At 61.1% G+C, this 16,037-nt stretch carries 13 protein-coding genes; 6 read left to right on the forward strand and 7 right to left on the reverse strand.

From position 1 onward, the window contains the following. Positions 1 to 86: 86 nt before the first annotated feature. Positions 87 to 485: an FKBP-type peptidyl-prolyl cis-trans isomerase gene (locus tag AXG89_RS36440; protein ID WP_056360399.1), complete on the forward strand. Its 399-nt coding sequence runs from the start codon at positions 87 to 89 to the stop codon at positions 483 to 485. Positions 486 to 528: 43 nt separating this feature from the next. Here the strand turns inward: AXG89_RS36440 and AXG89_RS36445 are convergent, their stop codons facing one another. Next, positions 529 to 813, reverse strand: a complete 285-nt coding sequence (locus AXG89_RS36445; RefSeq protein WP_075360061.1) for a hypothetical protein — start codon at positions 811 to 813, stop codon at positions 529 to 531. A gap of 319 nt (positions 814 to 1,132) precedes the next feature. Between AXG89_RS36445 and AXG89_RS36450 the strand changes: the two genes are divergently transcribed. Next, a complete protein-coding gene (locus AXG89_RS36450) occupies positions 1,133 to 2,182 on the forward strand; it encodes an AraC family transcriptional regulator (protein WP_075360062.1) in 1,050 nt (349 codons plus the stop codon). A 1-nt stretch (position 2,183) separates the two neighbouring features. Here AXG89_RS36450 and AXG89_RS36455 read toward each other — a convergent pair whose 3' ends face one another. The 3 genes from AXG89_RS36455 to AXG89_RS36465 all read right to left on the reverse strand — a co-directional run bounded on the left by AXG89_RS36455 (position 2,184) and on the right by AXG89_RS36465 (position 6,011). After that, entirely contained in the window at positions 2,184 to 3,452 is a 1,269-nt protein-coding gene (locus tag AXG89_RS36455) for an MFS transporter (RefSeq protein WP_075360063.1), read from the reverse strand. 85 nt (positions 3,453 to 3,537) lie between these two features. After that, positions 3,538 to 4,632 (reverse strand): adenosine deaminase, encoded by a 1,095-nt coding sequence (gene add / locus AXG89_RS36460; protein ID WP_075360064.1) that lies wholly within the window; start codon positions 4,630 to 4,632, stop codon positions 3,538 to 3,540. Between the two features lie 29 nt (positions 4,633 to 4,661). Then, on the reverse strand, positions 4,662 to 6,011 hold the full coding sequence (locus AXG89_RS36465) for an NCS2 family permease (RefSeq protein ID WP_075360065.1): 1,350 nt from the start codon (positions 6,009 to 6,011) through the stop codon (positions 4,662 to 4,664). Positions 6,012 to 6,102: 91 nt separating this feature from the next. Between AXG89_RS36465 and AXG89_RS36470 the strand changes: the two genes are divergently transcribed. Then, positions 6,103 to 7,011 carry a LysR family transcriptional regulator gene (locus AXG89_RS36470; protein ID WP_075360066.1) on the forward strand — a complete coding sequence of 303 codons (909 nt, stop codon included), beginning with the start codon at positions 6,103 to 6,105 and terminating at the stop codon, positions 7,009 to 7,011. 12 nt (positions 7,012 to 7,023) lie between these two features. Here the strand turns inward: AXG89_RS36470 and AXG89_RS36475 are convergent, their stop codons facing one another. From AXG89_RS36475 to AXG89_RS36485, 3 genes are all read right to left on the reverse strand, one after another. Beyond that, positions 7,024 to 8,067, reverse strand: a complete 1,044-nt coding sequence (locus AXG89_RS36475) for a nucleoside hydrolase (protein ID WP_075360067.1) — start codon at positions 8,065 to 8,067, stop codon at positions 7,024 to 7,026. 2 nt (positions 8,068 to 8,069) lie between these two features. Next, positions 8,070 to 9,179 (reverse strand): porin, encoded by a 1,110-nt coding sequence (locus AXG89_RS36480; RefSeq protein ID WP_075360068.1) that lies wholly within the window; start codon positions 9,177 to 9,179, stop codon positions 8,070 to 8,072. Positions 9,180 to 9,408: 229 nt separating this feature from the next. Further along, a complete protein-coding gene (locus AXG89_RS36485; protein ID WP_062001226.1) occupies positions 9,409 to 10,137 on the reverse strand; it encodes a GntR family transcriptional regulator in 729 nt (242 codons plus the stop codon). Between the two features lie 156 nt (positions 10,138 to 10,293). On the opposite strand from AXG89_RS36485, the gene AXG89_RS36490 reads away from it, so the two are divergent. From AXG89_RS36490 to AXG89_RS36500, 3 genes are all read left to right on the forward strand, one after another. Further along, positions 10,294 to 11,514, forward strand: a complete 1,221-nt coding sequence (locus tag AXG89_RS36490; RefSeq protein WP_075360337.1) for a pyridoxal-phosphate-dependent aminotransferase family protein — start codon at positions 10,294 to 10,296, stop codon at positions 11,512 to 11,514. Positions 11,515 to 11,527: 13 nt separating this feature from the next. Next, on the forward strand, positions 11,528 to 14,551 hold the full coding sequence (locus AXG89_RS36495; RefSeq protein ID WP_075360069.1) for an FAD-binding and (Fe-S)-binding domain-containing protein: 3,024 nt from the start codon (positions 11,528 to 11,530) through the stop codon (positions 14,549 to 14,551). Positions 14,552 to 14,741: 190 nt separating this feature from the next. Next, complete coding sequence (locus tag AXG89_RS36500) at positions 14,742 to 16,034, forward strand: MFS transporter (RefSeq protein ID WP_075360338.1); 1,293 nt, start codon at positions 14,742 to 14,744, stop codon at positions 16,032 to 16,034. The last annotated feature ends 3 nt before the right edge of the window (positions 16,035 to 16,037 follow it).

Consider the following 16,037-nt stretch of genomic DNA (forward strand, 5'->3'; position numbering starts at 1 on the left):
GCTCGTGCTATGGTAAGCGGCTCGATTTCCTGTTGATCGAAGAAATCGTGTACATCATTTCACCCACGAAATAATCCGGACGTTTTATGAAAAAAGTATCGCTTTTGCTTTCGATGGTTCTGCTCGCTTCATCGGCTTATGCCGCCGCCGCAACTGAAACGCTGCCTTCCGGCGTTACCGTGACCGAACTGAAGGCCGGCACGGGCGCGCAGCCGACCGCTGCCGACACCGTCACGGTCAACTATCGCGGCACGCTCGCGGACGGCACCGAGTTCGACTCGTCGTACAAGCGCGGCACGCCGGCATCGTTCCCGTTGGGACGTGTCGTTCCTTGCTGGACGCAGGGTCTGCAGAAGATGAAGGTGGGCGAAAAGGCAAAGCTGGTGTGCCCGCCGGCAACGGCTTACGGCGATCGGGGCGTGGGCGCCATTCCGCCGAACAGCACGCTGACGTTTGAAGTGGAACTGCTGAAAATCGGCAACTGATCGAACGCGTGGTTGCAGGCGCCGGACGGTGGCGCGAGGAGACTCAAGCTGCCGCCGGGTCCATCGTCTTGTTTTTTACGCGTTGCTGCAGCTTGATTAAAAGACGTTGCACGCGTTGCTGCTGAACCACCAGCAAGTTGTTTTCTTCCACCAGCGCCCGGACGCGGCTTTCCCAATATTCGGGGTCCAGGCCAAGCACGGGAGCCGCCGGGCTGTTCTTGACGATCGAGCCGATCATCCGCTCCAGATGGTCGAGCTGCTGATCGGCCAGTCTCGACGGCAGCAGGTTTTCCGCCTTGATCGGCGGCGGTTTCTTTAGGGCGTTCATACTAATACCTCGTCGACCTTTGCCGGCTGTGCGCCGCAATGGTTGTTTTATTGGAATGTGCAGCTTCGCTGTGGTCCATGCGAATACGCGGTCTCGCTGCGCAATGATTCTGGCGAGCCTACGATTCCCGTTTGCGCGGCCGTAAACACGAGCGTTGGCGCGGGCGAAAGGAGATGGATGGCGAATCAATGACCTGAAGGTAACGCGCCACTTTTCTTGGGCTTTACCCTACGTCTCAGTTTTGCAAATTAAACCGGCTGCGCTGTTGGCTGGAGCCGTTTTCGAATTTTCCGTACGTCCCGTGAGGCACCCAACCCACATGTCATCGCTCTTTCACCCCGACGACGAGCTTCACGCTGGCGTTGTGCGCACCACCTTCAGTACGCATGGCGTGGACGCGAAGGGCCAGCTCCTGGCGTGGCGCGAACGGGTGGGCCACGTGGTCGACGTGCCGCCGGTCAAGGCGCAGCTCGCCGACGGTTTTCACGGCCAGATCGACAAATACGTGGCCGGCGACATCGTCTTCACTGATTCCCGCACGGACGCGCTCACGCTTGAACGCTCGGTCGCGCGAGTCTCCGCCGATACCCGCCGTGACTACGTTTTCCATCTGTTCGCGGAAGGCGGCGTGGGTAATGTTTCGGGGACGCCGACCAAGCGCAGCGCCAGGAATTCGACGGGCGGTCTCATCGCGTTCGATCTGGACCAGCCGTTTCGCGTAGAGCGTCCCGCTTGCCACGTGCTGACCCTGTTCGCGCCGAAGGCAGTGGTCGATGCCGCGTTCCCCGGCGCGGATTCAATCCACGGGCGCATCGTGGAGCAAAGCTCGCCGCTGACGCAGCTCGTCTTCGATCATGCCGCGGCGCTCAGCCGTCACTTGCCGCGCATGAACGTCGCGCAGGCGAAAGGCGAACTGGACGCCGCCATACAACTGTTGATCGCCGCGTTCCGCAAGCAGGCGCGTCTGACCGGCGAAGCGCGTGCGGCAGTTCAGGTAGCGGTTCTGGGCCAGGTGCGCCGGTATATCGAGGCGAATCTGCATCATCCGGAGCTGTCGCCCTCGGGCGTGGTCGATGCGCTGCAACTGAAGCGCGCCACGATCTATCGATGGTTCGAGCATGAAGGCGGCCTCGGCGCATATATCCGCAACCGGCGGCTGCGGGAAGCGGCCGGCGAGCTGGTGCGCTTTCCGAACATCCAGGTCATCGATATTGCCTATGGGCTCGGGTTCAAGAGCGCGTCGGATTTCACGCGTGCGTTTCGCCGCGCTTACGGCATGAGTCCGCAGGACGCGCGTGCCGCCGCCTTCGAGTTGCAGCGCATGGGCAAACCCGGCGTGCTGTCGCCGTTCGGGCCGGGCGGCAAGTAAGTCAGGCGGCTGCGGGAAACCGCTGAAGCGCGAAGAGCGTGATGCAGATCGCGCCGATGAGATACCACGCGGGCATCATCGGATTGCCGGTTACGGCGATCAGCCAGGTCACGATCAGCGGCGAGAATCCGCCGAAGATGGTCACGCCAAAGCTGTACATGATCGACAACGCCGCAGCGCGATGCAGCGGCGCAAACGCTTCCATCATCAAGACCGTGCTTGCACCGGCGTTGTTCAGCGCCAGCGCGACATACGCAAGAATGATTGCGGTCGCGGCGACATTACTGACGCCGGCCCTGAGCGCCAGGAAAGCGGGATACGTCAGCGCCAGGCAGATCACGAGCATCAGGTACTGGAGCGGCTTCCGGCTCGCCTGCCGGTCGGCAATGCGCGCAACCAGCGGGTTGACAATCATGATCACGAGCCCGGAAAGACTCGCGATCAGAAGGCTTATGGCCGGCGGCCGATGCAGCGTGCGCACCAGATAGCTCGGCATATAAAACACGGTGATATAAATCCCGACCGAAGGCGCGGCCATCATCAGCGTGCCGTAGCCGAGCGTGGGCGCATGCTGCCTGAAGAGCGTGGTGAAACGCGGCCGATCGGGCGCGTTGACTGGGACGGACGGCATGCGTCGGCGCAAATACCATCCAACCGGTCCAATAAATCCGCCCAGCACGAAGGGAATCCGCCAGCCCCAGTCGTGCATCGCCTTGGATGAAAGCAGGGCGGTCAGGGTCGCGCCGACGAGCGCAGCCGCAAACGCCGCGGCACCCTGACTCGCGCCGCGCCAGCTTGTCAGGTAACAGCGGCGGTTGAACGGCACCGATTCCATCAGCACCGCCGACGCCGGGCCGATCTCTCCGCCCGCCGCGAACCCTTGCATGAGCCGCGCAAGGACCATCAGCCACGCCGCCGTCACGCCGATGGACGCCGCCGTCGGCAAGAACGCGATCATCCACGTGCCGAGCGTCATCAGCGCGATGGACCACGTCATGGCGGTTTTGCGGCCACGCGTGCTCGCCAGATGACCGATGAACATCGCCCCGAGCGGACGCATGAAAAAACCCGCGCCGAACGTTCCCAGCGAAAGCAGGAACGAGGAGAGCGGGTTATCCGACGGAAAGAACAGCTGGCCGATGATCAGCGCCGAAAAGCTGTACACGGTGAAGTCATAGGCAACGAACGCGTTGCCTATGATCGTCGCGACGACTATTCCCCCGGGCTTCGTGCCGGGAGATTGCATCGATTGATTGCCTGCTGATTGCATGCGCGGTGACTTCTGTGTCGGATTTCAACGCGCGATGATAAGCGCGTTTTCGTGACACCACCGGTGCGATCAAAAATTGAACCGCTCAAGGTAATTGCTCGACCAGGCTGTCGAATTCCGGGAGCCATTGCGCCCGCCAGGTTGCGCGCGTGGTTTCATCGACCCATGCGCCGTCGATGCCGTTGATCATGAAACCGCGCAGATCATCCGTGCTGAAGCCAAAGTGACTGAACATCAGTTCCCATGCCTCACTGGGATTGACCTTGTGCAGCGTGGGATCGTCGGTGTTCGGATGGATCCGCAGACCCATCTCGGGCATCCGGCGGATCGGATGAAGCTCGGCCCATTTCTCCGGCGGCAACGTGCGCAAGTAGTACGAGTTGGTCGGCACCACCGTGAACACGATGCCGGACGCGGCGTACTTCGCGGCGAGCGCGGGGTTGTCGACGATCGTATAGCCGTGATCCAGACGGTCGACCTTCAATAATTCAACTGCCGTTTCCACGTTGCGCCACGGCATGCCGAATTCGCCCGCATGCGCGGTCGTCTTGAAACCCGCCTCGCGTGCGTTGCGGTACGCCTTCCAGAACAGTTCGGGAGGCCGGTCGTTCTCACGATAATCGATGCCGATCCCCGCGACTTCCTCGGCGCGATGCGCTTTCATCCATTCGACCAGCGCGACCGCTTCATCCGGATCGGCTTCCCGGTCGATGCTCGGAATCAATCGCGCCGACATTCCGAAGTCGCGTGCCGCGTCGCGGATCGCTTGCACGATGCCGGCTTGCGCATCGCCGTATTCGATTTTCGACACACGCACCGTCCCCGTCGGATTCCAGAAAAACTCGGCGTGGCGGACGTTATGCGCAGCAGCATCCTCGAGATACTCATACGTGATCCGACGCAGGTCGTCGGGGCCGGTGAGAAGGTGTTCATCGAGGGCGCGCAGCACGCGCAGCACGCCGACAGGCTTTTCGCCACGCGTATAAAACGCATCGATCTCGGCGCGTTCAATGGGCGCGTTACTCTTTTCCGCCAGCGCGATAAACGTCTCGTGGCGCACGGCGCCCAGCAAATGGCAATGCAGCTCGGCCTTTGGAATCGCCTTGAAGAATGCCTTGTGCGCAGCCGTGGTGTCTGTTCCCGTGCGCGAAGCGGGCACGTTGCCGTATGTCTCTTTCATGGTTGTCGGTACTTGCGGTAGTGCAGAAATTAATGGTGCTTGACCACGGTCCAGAAGTAATACCCCAGCGGAATTGCCAGCACGACGAGGCCCCACGGCACTTCCCTGAAGCGTCCGGCGAGCAGCTTCACGATCACGAAGCACAGCAGGCCGCCTGCAATGCCCGTGCCGAAACTGTTGGACATGAGCGTGAGCAAGACCATCGAAAGGACCGGGAAGGCGTCCGTGAAATCATCGAAATGCGCGTGGCGGATCGTGCTGAACATGGACAGGCCGATCAGGATCAGCGCGGGCGCCGTGGCTTCTTTCGGGATTGCGAGCGCGACCGGCACGAACAGCAGCATGAGAGCGAACATGGCGGCGGCCGCCAGCGACGACAGTCCGCTGCGCCCGCCCGCTTCCACACCCGCTGCCGATTCGACCAGTGCGGTCAGCGCTGGAATGCCGAATACGGGACCGAGTGTCGCCGCGATCGAATCGACCAGGAACGGCCGGTTGATGTTCGGCAGGTTTGCGTTTTCATCGAGGAGATTGGCTTTTGCGCCGACCGCGAGCGTGGTGCCCAGCGTCGAGAAAAACTCGGCGGCGAAGAAGACGAACAAATAGGGAATCGCCGCGACCGTCAACGCGCTCGGGATGTCGAGCTTGAACGCGACGGGCATGATGTCGTGCGGAAACGAGATCATCGACGAAGGCATATGCGTCACGCCGAGCGGCACGCCGGCGGCTGCTGCAATCAGGATTGCCCAAAGGATCGCGCCCGGGATTTTTCGTCCTTGCAGCACCACGGCCGCGGCCAGTCCGATCAGCGCGACGATTGTCCCGGGCCGCGAAAAGTCACCGAGGGCGAACGCGTTGGTCTTTGCATTCGCGATCACCATGCCAGCGTTGCGAAACCCGAGCACCGCGATAAACAATCCAATCGATGCCCCCAGTCCCAGCTTGATCTGCTGCGGAATCAGGCGCACGACAAGACTGCGCGCACCGACCAGGGTAAGAATGAGAAACAGCAACCCCGAGATGAACGCGATGCCCAGCCCGGTTTGCCACGCGACATGTTCGGTCGCGGCCAGTGTGACGCCGAGGATCACCGACCCGCCGATTCCGGGTCCGACAATAAACGGCAGATTTGTATATAGCCCCATCAAGACGGTGCTCAACACGAACACGATGATGGTCGATGTCGTCGCCGCGCCACGATCCATGCCGCCGGTTGCAAGCAAAGACGGAATCACGACGAGCAGATACGCTGCCGCCAGGAACGACGTGATGCCCGCGAGCGTTTCCGTGCGCACGCTGGTTTTACGCTCGCTCAAGGCAAAGCGCCGGTCGAGCCATCCGCCTGATTTGCGGGGTAGGGTTGCATCGGAAGAAGCCATCGAAGATTCCTTGTTCACTATTTTTTCCTTGGGCACTTTCGGCGTGCACGCGTTTTATACTGCGGCGCATCCGTCCAACTGGTAGCGCTTCATGTCCGATCGATCAGGTCCATTGCCCGCGCTGACCTTGCGGCAAGTCCAGTACTTCGTCGCGCTCGCCCACGCACGCAGCTTCACTCAGGCCGCGCAATCGCTTTCGTTGACGCAGCCCGCGCTGACCGCCGCGATCCGCCAGATCGAATTTCTGCTCGGCGGTCCGTTGTTCCTGCGTTCGGCGCACCGGCTTACATTGACCGATGCCGGCGCGAGCATCCTGCCGCTCGCCGAACGCCTGCTCAATCACGCGCGCGGCACCTTCGACGACATGGCGAGCACGTTCCTGGAACGGCTGCAGACGGTGCGCATCGCGATGATTCCATCGGTGGCGGGACGCCTGCTTCCTGTCCTCAACGCGTTTCGCGAACAGCGTCCCACGCTTCGTTTCACGCTGACCGACTTGCCGAACACCGCATTGATCGATGCCGTGCGCGACGGAGTTGCCGATATCGGCATTGGCGTGCATGAGCCCGAAGCGAACCACGAAGCCCTGCGTTTCAAGGATGTCTTCGAGGACGAGATCGTGGTCGTGGTACGGCGCGATGATCCGCTTGCAAAGCTCAAGACCGTGCCGTGGAAAAAGCTCGTCGGCCGCGATCTCGCCGTGTTCGTGCGCGGTAGCGTAAGCGATACCCTGCACAGGACCGGCGGTGACGAAAAGCTGCGCCTCTCGGTGACCTACACCATGGAATACACCGAGCCGCTCTACGCCCTCGCGCGCAACGGCCTCGCGATCGCGGTCATGCCGAGCCTTTACACCATGCATTTGCACGATCCCGAACTGATTGCGCTGCGACTCGACAAACCCCGGGTCACGCGCGCCATCGCGTTGATTTCGCTCGCGGGCGTTGATCGCGGGCCGCACGTGAAAGCATGCTGGGACTATATTGCCGCGCACATGTAGGTCCCGCGCACTTCAAGGCAACGTCGCGATACTGGCTCGCAGCGCGGCGTAAAACGCGTCGGCATCGACATCCGTGATCCAGGTCGCGTTCGGCGCACGTCCGCTATGCCCCGACCAGTCGACGACGGTCTCACCCAGCGTGAATTGTCCGGTCGTTTCCACCACCACGTTGACCAGCTTGCCTTTGAAAAGGCTCGGATCGACGAGATAACCGGCGGCGGTCGGGTCGTACATGGGTGCCTCTTCCACGCCTCGACGCCCCTTCTGGTACTTCACTTCGGCCGCCATGATGTCCGCGACGAGCGCGCCGCAGCGGTTGCCGATGGCGCGGATCGGCGCAATGCGCGCTGGCGTGATCGGGGCTTTCACGGCGACATCGCGCGGCAGCACGACAATCGGAACGCCGCTCGAAAACACGATGCTTGCCGCTTGCGGATCAACATAGATGTTGAACTCGGCCGCCGGCGTAATGTTGCCGCGCTCGAAAAACGCCCCGCCCATCAGCACGATTTCGCGCAGTGCATCGCGGATTTCCGGCGCTTCGGTCAAGGCCGTTGCGATGTTGGTCAGCGGCCCGAGTGCGCATATCGTGACGCTTTTCGGCGGCGCGGCTTTCAATGTATCGATGAGATACGCCACCGCGTGCTGCGCGGCGAGCGGCGCCAGCGGTTCGTGCAGTTCGACGCCTTCCAGCCCGGTCTTGCCGTGCACGTTCGCAGCGGTGATCAGCTCGCGCATGATCGGATGCGGGCATCCTGCATGCACGGGCAGCGTTTTGGTGGCGCCGGCCCAGTCGCGGATGATGCGCGCGTTGCGCTCTGTCAGGTTCAGCGGCACATTGCCGGCCACCGCCGTCAGCGCGCGGACATCGAGGCGATCATGCGCGCCCAGCGCGAACAGGATGGCGATGGCGTCGTCCTGACCGGGATCGCAATCGATGATCACCGTGCGGCGCCCATTGGCTGCGCGGGCAAGCGGGTTGAACAACGCCGAAGCGGTCAGCGCCGCCGATGCCTTCAAAAACGTACGTCGAGGAAAACTGGAAGTCTGGCTCATGATCAGAATACGTGGCGCATGCCGAGGGTGGCGACGAGCTGGCGCGTGGTCGTCGAGCGCGCGAAGGCGAAGATCTGTGCGTGCTGGGCGTCGCCGGCGGCTTGCTGGCCGATGACCGTCAACGCCACGTCGGTGCGCTTCGAGAGGAAATAGTCTGCCTGCAGGTTGACCTGGTGCCACGCGGGTTTCTGGTTGATGACGTCGTACTTGCCGTCCGTGTAGCCGTACGCCGCGCCCAGGAACAGCGACGGTGTCATGGTGTAGACCACGTTCACGCCGAAGTTCTGCAGGTGCAGATGCGAATTGTCGAGGTAATCGTAATGGACATCGGTGAAGAGCGCTGCGAACTGCGCCTTGCCGATGGTATAGAAACCGCCCGTGCCCGCAATGCGCTGTTTCTTCGCGAACACCGACGGGTTGGTCGCGCTTTTATCGAAGATCAGGATGGGCGACGAATAATCGTTCGAGATTGCGCCGTCCGAATTCGTGCTGCTGAACGGGTGGTTGTATTGCGCGTAGACCGCGCTCCAGCGCAATGGACCGTGCTCGTAACCAATGCCGAAGCTGTATGCGCTGTTGTCGCTGAAGCCGGTCGCATTGCTGAAGCCATAGATGGCCGTCGCCTTCAGGCCGCGATAATCCGGGCTCACGTACTTCACAGAATTCTGGATGCGAATGTCGTTGTAACCGTTGTCGTTGTCGCCGATATTCACGCCGTTGCTCGCAATGATCACCGGTCCGATGTAATCGTGAATGGCGTCGTACTGGCGGCCGAATGTCAGCGTGCCGTACTTTTTATCGGAGAGACCGACTGCGGCCAGGCGGCCGAATTCGCGGCCGCTTTGCGCAGCCGTGCCCGTCATGATGTTGAAGCCGTTTTCCAACTGGAAGATCGCGCTCAGTCCGCCGCCCAGGTCTTCCCGTCCCTTCAAGCCCCAGCGCGGATTCTGGTTCGTGCCGCTCAGCGCCTGGTAAGCGTTGTGCCCGCCCTGATTCGTCGCGAAGCCGACACCCCCTGATATCAGGCCGTAAAGAGTGACACTGCTTTGCGCATACGATGAGGCGGTGAACGCGCCGAGCATTGCAAGGGGAGCAAGCTTGAGTAGTTTCATGGTTGTCCGGGAATCGTCCGATGAGCGTGTGATGTATGTTCGTCGCGCCGGTTTTTGACTCATGGCGTCTGGCGAGTGCATCGGACTGTACAAAACCGAAAACCATAAAAATAATTATGAATTGTTATAAACCCATCAAATGAGTTTATGCAAAGGGTGGGAGAGGTGTGTTTTGAGCGGGCCGTTTCGCCAGTGTCATACGGTGAGCGACGCTACATGCCGCAGCCAATCACCCCGGCAGCGTCCCGCCTTCGGAAATCGGCTTGACCGTTGTCATGGTCCGTTCGGCGAGCACTGCGTCGCGCTTCGCCATCAAATGCGCGCGCATGATTTCGGCCATGCGTTTGCCATCGCGTGACTCGAGGGCGGCGATCATGGCTTCGTGATCGCGGATCGCGCTGTCCCACTTCGTGGTCTGGAAGTTCGAACGGAACCGCAACGCCTGCAGCCGCCGGTTCACCGATACATACGTTTGCCGCAAGGCGGAGTTGCGAGCGGCGTCGTTGATCTTGTCGTGAATGGCTTGATTGCGGCTGTAGTAGCCGGACAGGTCGTTTTGCTCGCGGCAGGCGAGCATGGCGTAATGCAGCGCCTTGATCTCGCTGAGTTCGGCGGGCGTCATGCGTTCGCACGCGAGTTCGCCCGAAAACGCTTCGAGTCCGCCCATGAGTTCGAACGTCTCGCGGATCTCTGCGTCGCTCATCCGCGAGACCGACGCACCCCGGTTCGGCAGGATATCGATCAAACCTTCCGAAGCAAGCACCTTCAAGGCCTCGCGCAACGGCGTGCGTGAAATGCCGAGCGTCTCGCAGAGCGTGCGTTCGTTGAGCTTCATGCCCGGAGCCAACATCCCCTCGACGATGAAATTACGCAGGTGGTCCACCACCGTGTCGTGCAGCCTTTGCCGCTCGACTTTTGGAAGCGTGAATTCGCGATCAGCAACATGATCATTTTGCATGCAATACCTCAGGCCATTCTGTTGACGCGATTTTACCGCGCCGCACCCAAAAAACCGTGGGACGGGTTTTCACCTAAGCAAAACAGGCATTTATCGCTTTCAGTCAATGCTACGGTGCGCTACAGTATTTTGCATGCAAAATTCAAAGGACGCATCATGCTGAAGCTCGATTTTCATCCCGCTGGTCGCCATTTCCTGCAGATTCCCGGGCCGAGCCCCGTACCTGACCGCATCTTGCGGGCGATGAGTTATCCGACTATCGACCATCGCGGGCCGGAATTCGGTGCGCTCGGGCTGAAGGTGCTGGAAGGCATCAAGTCGATCTTCAAGACCGCGCAACCCGTCGTGATCTACCCGGCATCGGGCACTGGCGCATGGGAAGCGGCGCTCTGCAACACGCTCAGTCCCGGCGATACGGTCCTGATGTTCGAGACCGGCCACTTCGCGACGCTCTGGAAAAAGATGGCCGAGAACCTTGGCCTGAAGCCGGAATTCCTGGGTTTGCCGGGCACGGAAGGGTGGCGGCGCGGCGTCCAGGCGGACATGATCGAAGCGCGTTTGCGCGAGGACACGCAGCACAAGATCAAGGCGGTGTGCGTCGTGCATAACGAGACATCCACGGGCGTCACGTCGGACATCGCTGCGGTGCGGCGGGCTATCGACGCAGCCGGACATCCGGCGCTGTTTCTCGTCGATACGATTTCCGGTCTGGCGTCGGCGGATTACCGGCATGACGACTGGGGCGTCGACGTCACTGTGTCCGGTTCGCAAAAAGGCCTGATGCTGCCGCCGGGGATCAGCTTCAACGCGGTATCGAAGAAGGCGATCGAGGCGAGCAAATCGGCGAAGTTGCCGCGTGCGTTCTGGGCGTGGGACGAGATCATCGAGATGAACAAGAGCGGCTACTGGCCGTACACGCCGAACACCAACTTGCTGTACGGCTTGTCGGAAGCGCTCGAAATGATCGGCGACGAAGGGCTCGACAATGTCTTCGCGCGGCATCAGCGGCTGGCGGCGGCGTGCCGTGCAGCGGTCAGCGCATGGGGCCTCGAGATTCAATGCGCTGACCCGGCCGTGTATTCGCCGGTGCTCACGGGCGTGATGACGCCTGAAGGCGTTGATGCCGATGCGGTGCGCAAACTCATCTACGAAAAGTTCGACATGTCGCTGGGCACGGGGCTCGGAAAGCTGAAGGGCCGCATGTTCCGCATCGGGCATCTCGGCGACTGCAACGACCTGACGTTGATGGCGACGCTCACCGGCTGCGAAATGGGCCTCAAGCTGGCGGGCGTGAAGCTCGCGGGAAGCGGCGTGCTCGCAGCCATGGACTTTCTGACGAACAATGTCGCAGCACCTGCCTTGAAAGCGGCGGCCTGAGAACGTCCAAGCGATGCTGACCAAATCCCCTGAAGCACTCGTCCAGCCGATCCATCTGATGCCGGCATCGGCAAGGGCCACGCTCTCGCCGCTCGCCGCGCGTCTTCGCAGCGAAATGAAAGGCGACGTGCTGTTCGATCGCGCGGCCCGTGGACGTTACGCGACCGATGCCTCGATCTATCAGATCACGCCGCTGGGCGTTGTCGTGCCGCGCGACCAGGCCGACTTGCTGCTCGCGCTGGACATAGCACGCGATGCCAAAGCGCCCGTGCTCGCACGCGGCGCGGGGACGAGCCAGTGCGGGCAGACGATCGGTGAAGCGCTGGTTATCGATACCAGCAAGTGGCTCAACAACATCATTGAGTTCGATGCCGAAACGCGCACGGTGACGGTGGAACCGGGCGTGGTGCTGGATCACCTGAACGCGTGGCTGAAGCCGCACGGCTTGTGGTTTCCGGTGGATGTATCGACGAGTGCGCAATGCACGATCGGCGGCATGGCAGGCAACAATTCGTGCGGTTCCCGTTCCATGGAATACGGGATCATGGTGCACAACGTCGCGTCGATCGACGCCGTTCTCGCCGATGGTCATCAGGCGACGTTCGGCGCGTTGGGCGCAATGTCCCTGGATGCACGCACGCGTTCTTTGGTCGAAGGCGTGCAACGGATCGCGCAACGTGAACGCGATGAAATCCGCGAGCAAGTGCCGAAGGTCTTGCGGCGCGTGGCGGGCTACAACATCGATCTCTTCGATTGCCAAAGCCCCTTGCCCTTCAGCGCCGACGGCGAACCGAACCTCGCGCAATTGCTGGTCGGCTCCGAAGGCACGCTTGCGTTCAGCCGGCGCCTGACATTGAAGCTCTGGCCGCTGCCTGAGCACAAGACGCTGGGGGTCGTGAACTTCCCGACGTTCTACGACGCAATGGACATGACGCAGCACATCGTCAAACTCGGTCCGGTCGCCGTGGAACTCGTGGACCGCACGATGATCGACCTGTCGATGTCGAATCCGGCGTTTCGTCCGGTCATCGAAAAGGCGCTGGTCGGTCAGCCGCAAGCTGTGCTTCTCGTCGAATTCGCAGGCGCTGACAAGGCCGTGCAACTCGCGAAGCTCGCACAACTCGTGGAACTGATGGGCGATCTCGGCTTGCCCGATTCGGTTGTCGAGATGCCCGGCGCTTCAGAACAAAAGGCCTTGTGGGAAGTGCGCAAGGCCGGGCTCAATATCATGATGAGCATGAAGGGCGACGGCAAGCCGGTCTCGTTCATTGAAGATTGCGCCGTGCCGCTCGAACATCTTGCGCAATACACCACGCGTCTTACCGAAGTGTTCCACAAGCACCATACCGAAGGCACGTGGTACGCGCATGCAAGTGTCGGCACGCTGCACGTGCGGCCTATCCTGGACATGCGTCGGGACGGCGCGCAAAAGATGCGCGCCATTGCGGAAGAAGCCTCGGCGCTGGTACGCGAATACAAGGGTGCATATTCGGGCGAACATGGCGACGGTTTGTGTCGTGGCGAATGGGTCGCGTGGCAATACGGACCCCGCATCAATCAAGCGTTTCGGGAGATCAAGACGCTCTTCGATCCCGAGAATCGCATGAGTCCGGACCGCATCGTGAGTCCGCCGAAAATGGACGATGCGACCCACTTTCGTTTTCCGCCTTCGTACCGCGAACGTGCGCTCAAGACGCAGCTCGACTGGTCGCAATGGGACGTGACACGCGATCCGCTGACCGGCGAGGAAACACCGGCCGGCAGTGGCGATGACCGTACCGGCGGTCTCGCGAAAGCGGTCGAGATGTGCAACAACAACGGCCACTGCCGCAAGTTCGACGCAGGCACGATGTGCCCGAGTTATCGAATCACGAAGGACGAGCAACACGTCACGCGCGGCCGCGCCAATACGTTGCGGCTTGCGATCAGCGGGCAACTGGGTGAAGAAGGGCTCGCGAGCCAGGATGTGAAGGACGTGCTCGATCTGTGCGTATCGTGCAAGGGCTGCAAGCGAGACTGCCCGACAGGCGTCGATATGGCGAAGATCAAGATCGAAGCGCGTGCCGCATGGACCGCGAAGAACGGCTTGCGCTTGCGCGATCGACTGGTGGGATTCATGCCGCGATACGCGCCGTATGCGAGTCGCGTGCCGTCGTTGTTCGGGTCGGTGGAGCGGTTGCCGCGCGTGGCGAGCTGGGTCAAGTCGCGTCTCGGCCTTGCGCCCGAACGCGCGTTTCCGAAGTTCGTTGCATCGTTTTTATCGACGGCCGAACAGCCTTTGCCTCCGTCGGTCGATGGCAAGGAAGTGCTGCTTTTCGTCGATACCTTCAACAACTACATGGAACCGGAAAACGCGCGTGCGGCGAAGCGTGTGCTGGAAGCCGCGGGTTATATGGTCCATCTGAATCTGAAGGACGGTGAACGTCCGCTCTGCTGCGGGCGCACGTTTTTATCGGCGGGAAAGGTCGATGAAGCAAAGGCCGAAGCGCGCCGCACGCTTGATACGCTGCGGCCGTTCATTGAACGCGGCGTGCCTGTAGTGGGTCTGGAACCCTCGTGCCTGCTTTCCTTCCGCGACGAATTCCTCGACTACGGTTATGGCGACGAAGCGCGCAAGCTCGCGCAGACATCGTTCCTGTTCGAAGAATTCCTGGTGAAGGAAAAACAGGCGGGACGTCTGAGGCTTTCACTCAAACCGCTCGCCCATCCGAAGGCGCTCGTTCACGGCCATTGCCATCAGAAAGCATTCGATGTCTTTCGACCGGTTCAAGCCGTGCTTGGCTGGATTCCGTCGCTGGATGTACAGGTGATCGAATCGTCCTGCTGCGGCATGGCAGGCAGTTTTGGCTATGAAGCCGAGCACTACGAAGCATCGAAAGCGATGGCGGAACTGTCGCTCTTGCCGGCCATACGAAAAGCACAAGACGCATTGATCGTCGCAGATGGCACCAGTTGCCGTCACCAGATAGCGGATGGAACGAACGCGAAGCCGATGCACGTTGCGCGCGTTCTCGAGGCCGCACTAAAAGAAGTCTAAAGCATCACACCCACAGCGGACGCACGCAAAAGTTCGCGCACTGGAGACAAGCATGACACGACCGCGCAAGCCCAGGATTCGCAGCACTGCTGCAACGCCAATCGATTAAGGCTTTTATCGAAGTTCCGGATGCAGTTCGCTTCAGGCGTCCTATGGCGTCGTGATGAAGCACGCACTAATCAAGGAGACGATGATGTTCCGTCGAGCTACGACGCGCGTTTTGTTATTGCTGTGCGCCATGTATTTCATTACGTATGTTGACCGGGTCAATGTCAGTACCGCCGCTTCGCAATTCGGCGCGGAACTGCACTTGTCGCATACGCAAATCGGTTTCGTATTTTCCGCATTCGCCTATCCGTATCTCGTGTTCCAGATCATCGGCGGATGGGTGGGCGACAGGTTCGGACCGCGTCGGACGCTTGCCGTGTGCGCCGTCATATGGGCGGGCGCCACCGTCATGACAGGGCTTTCCGGCGGGTTCGTATCGCTGATCATTGCGCGCCTGTTGCTCGGACTGGGCGAAGGTGCAACGTTCCCGACGGCCACGCGCGCCATGTCGAACTGGATGCCCGCGGACAAACGCGGCTTCGCCCAGGGCACCACGCACGCGGCGTCGCGCATTGGCAATGCGGTCGCGCCGCCGTTGATCGTGTGGCTGATGATCGCGACGAGCTGGCGCGGCGCGTTCATCGTGACGGGCGTCGTGAGCTTTCTGTGGGCGATCGTATGGATCTTCTATTTCCGCGATAACCCCCGCGAGCATCACGCCATTACCGAAGCTGAATGCGAGACGCTTTCATCGTTTTCCGGCGTGAAGCAAAGAACGCCCGTTCCGTGGCGCGCGTTGCTCGGCCGCATGGCGCCGGTCACCGCCGTGTACTTCTGCTACGGCTGGGTGCTGTGGCTGTTCCTCGGCTGGATTCCGCAGTACTTTCTCCACAACTATCACATGCAGTTGGGCAAGTCCGCGCTGTTCGCGTCGGGCGTGTTCTTCGCGGGCGTGCTGGGCGACTGGCTGGGTGGATCGATCACGGATCGCATCCTGCGGCGTAGTAAAAATCTTCGTCTCGCACGTAACGTGATGGTCGGCGTGTGCATGTTCCTGACGCTGCTTTCGCTTGCGCCAATCATGCTTGTTTCCAACATGTCGATCACGCTGGCTGCGTTGTGCCTGAGCGGCGGTTTCTTCTTCAACGAAATGACCATCGGGCCAATGTGGGCCGTCCCCATGGACATCGCGCCCAAACACGCCGGGACCGCGAGCGGCATCATGAACTCGGGTTCGGCGCTGGCGGCGATCATCAGTCCGGTCGCCGGTGGCTTCATGATCGACCGCACCGGGAACTGGAACCTGCCCTTCACCGTGTCGATGATCCTCATGGCAGTCGGCATTGTGCTGTCCTTCACCATGCGGCCGGATCGCGTTCTGGATGATGTGCCCGCGGGTGCGGAGAACGCCGAGCCGCTTCGCAAATACGTTTAGAAC

Source organism: Burkholderia sp. PAMC 26561 (assembly GCF_001557535.2).
Classification (GTDB): Bacteria; Pseudomonadota; Gammaproteobacteria; order Burkholderiales; family Burkholderiaceae; genus Caballeronia.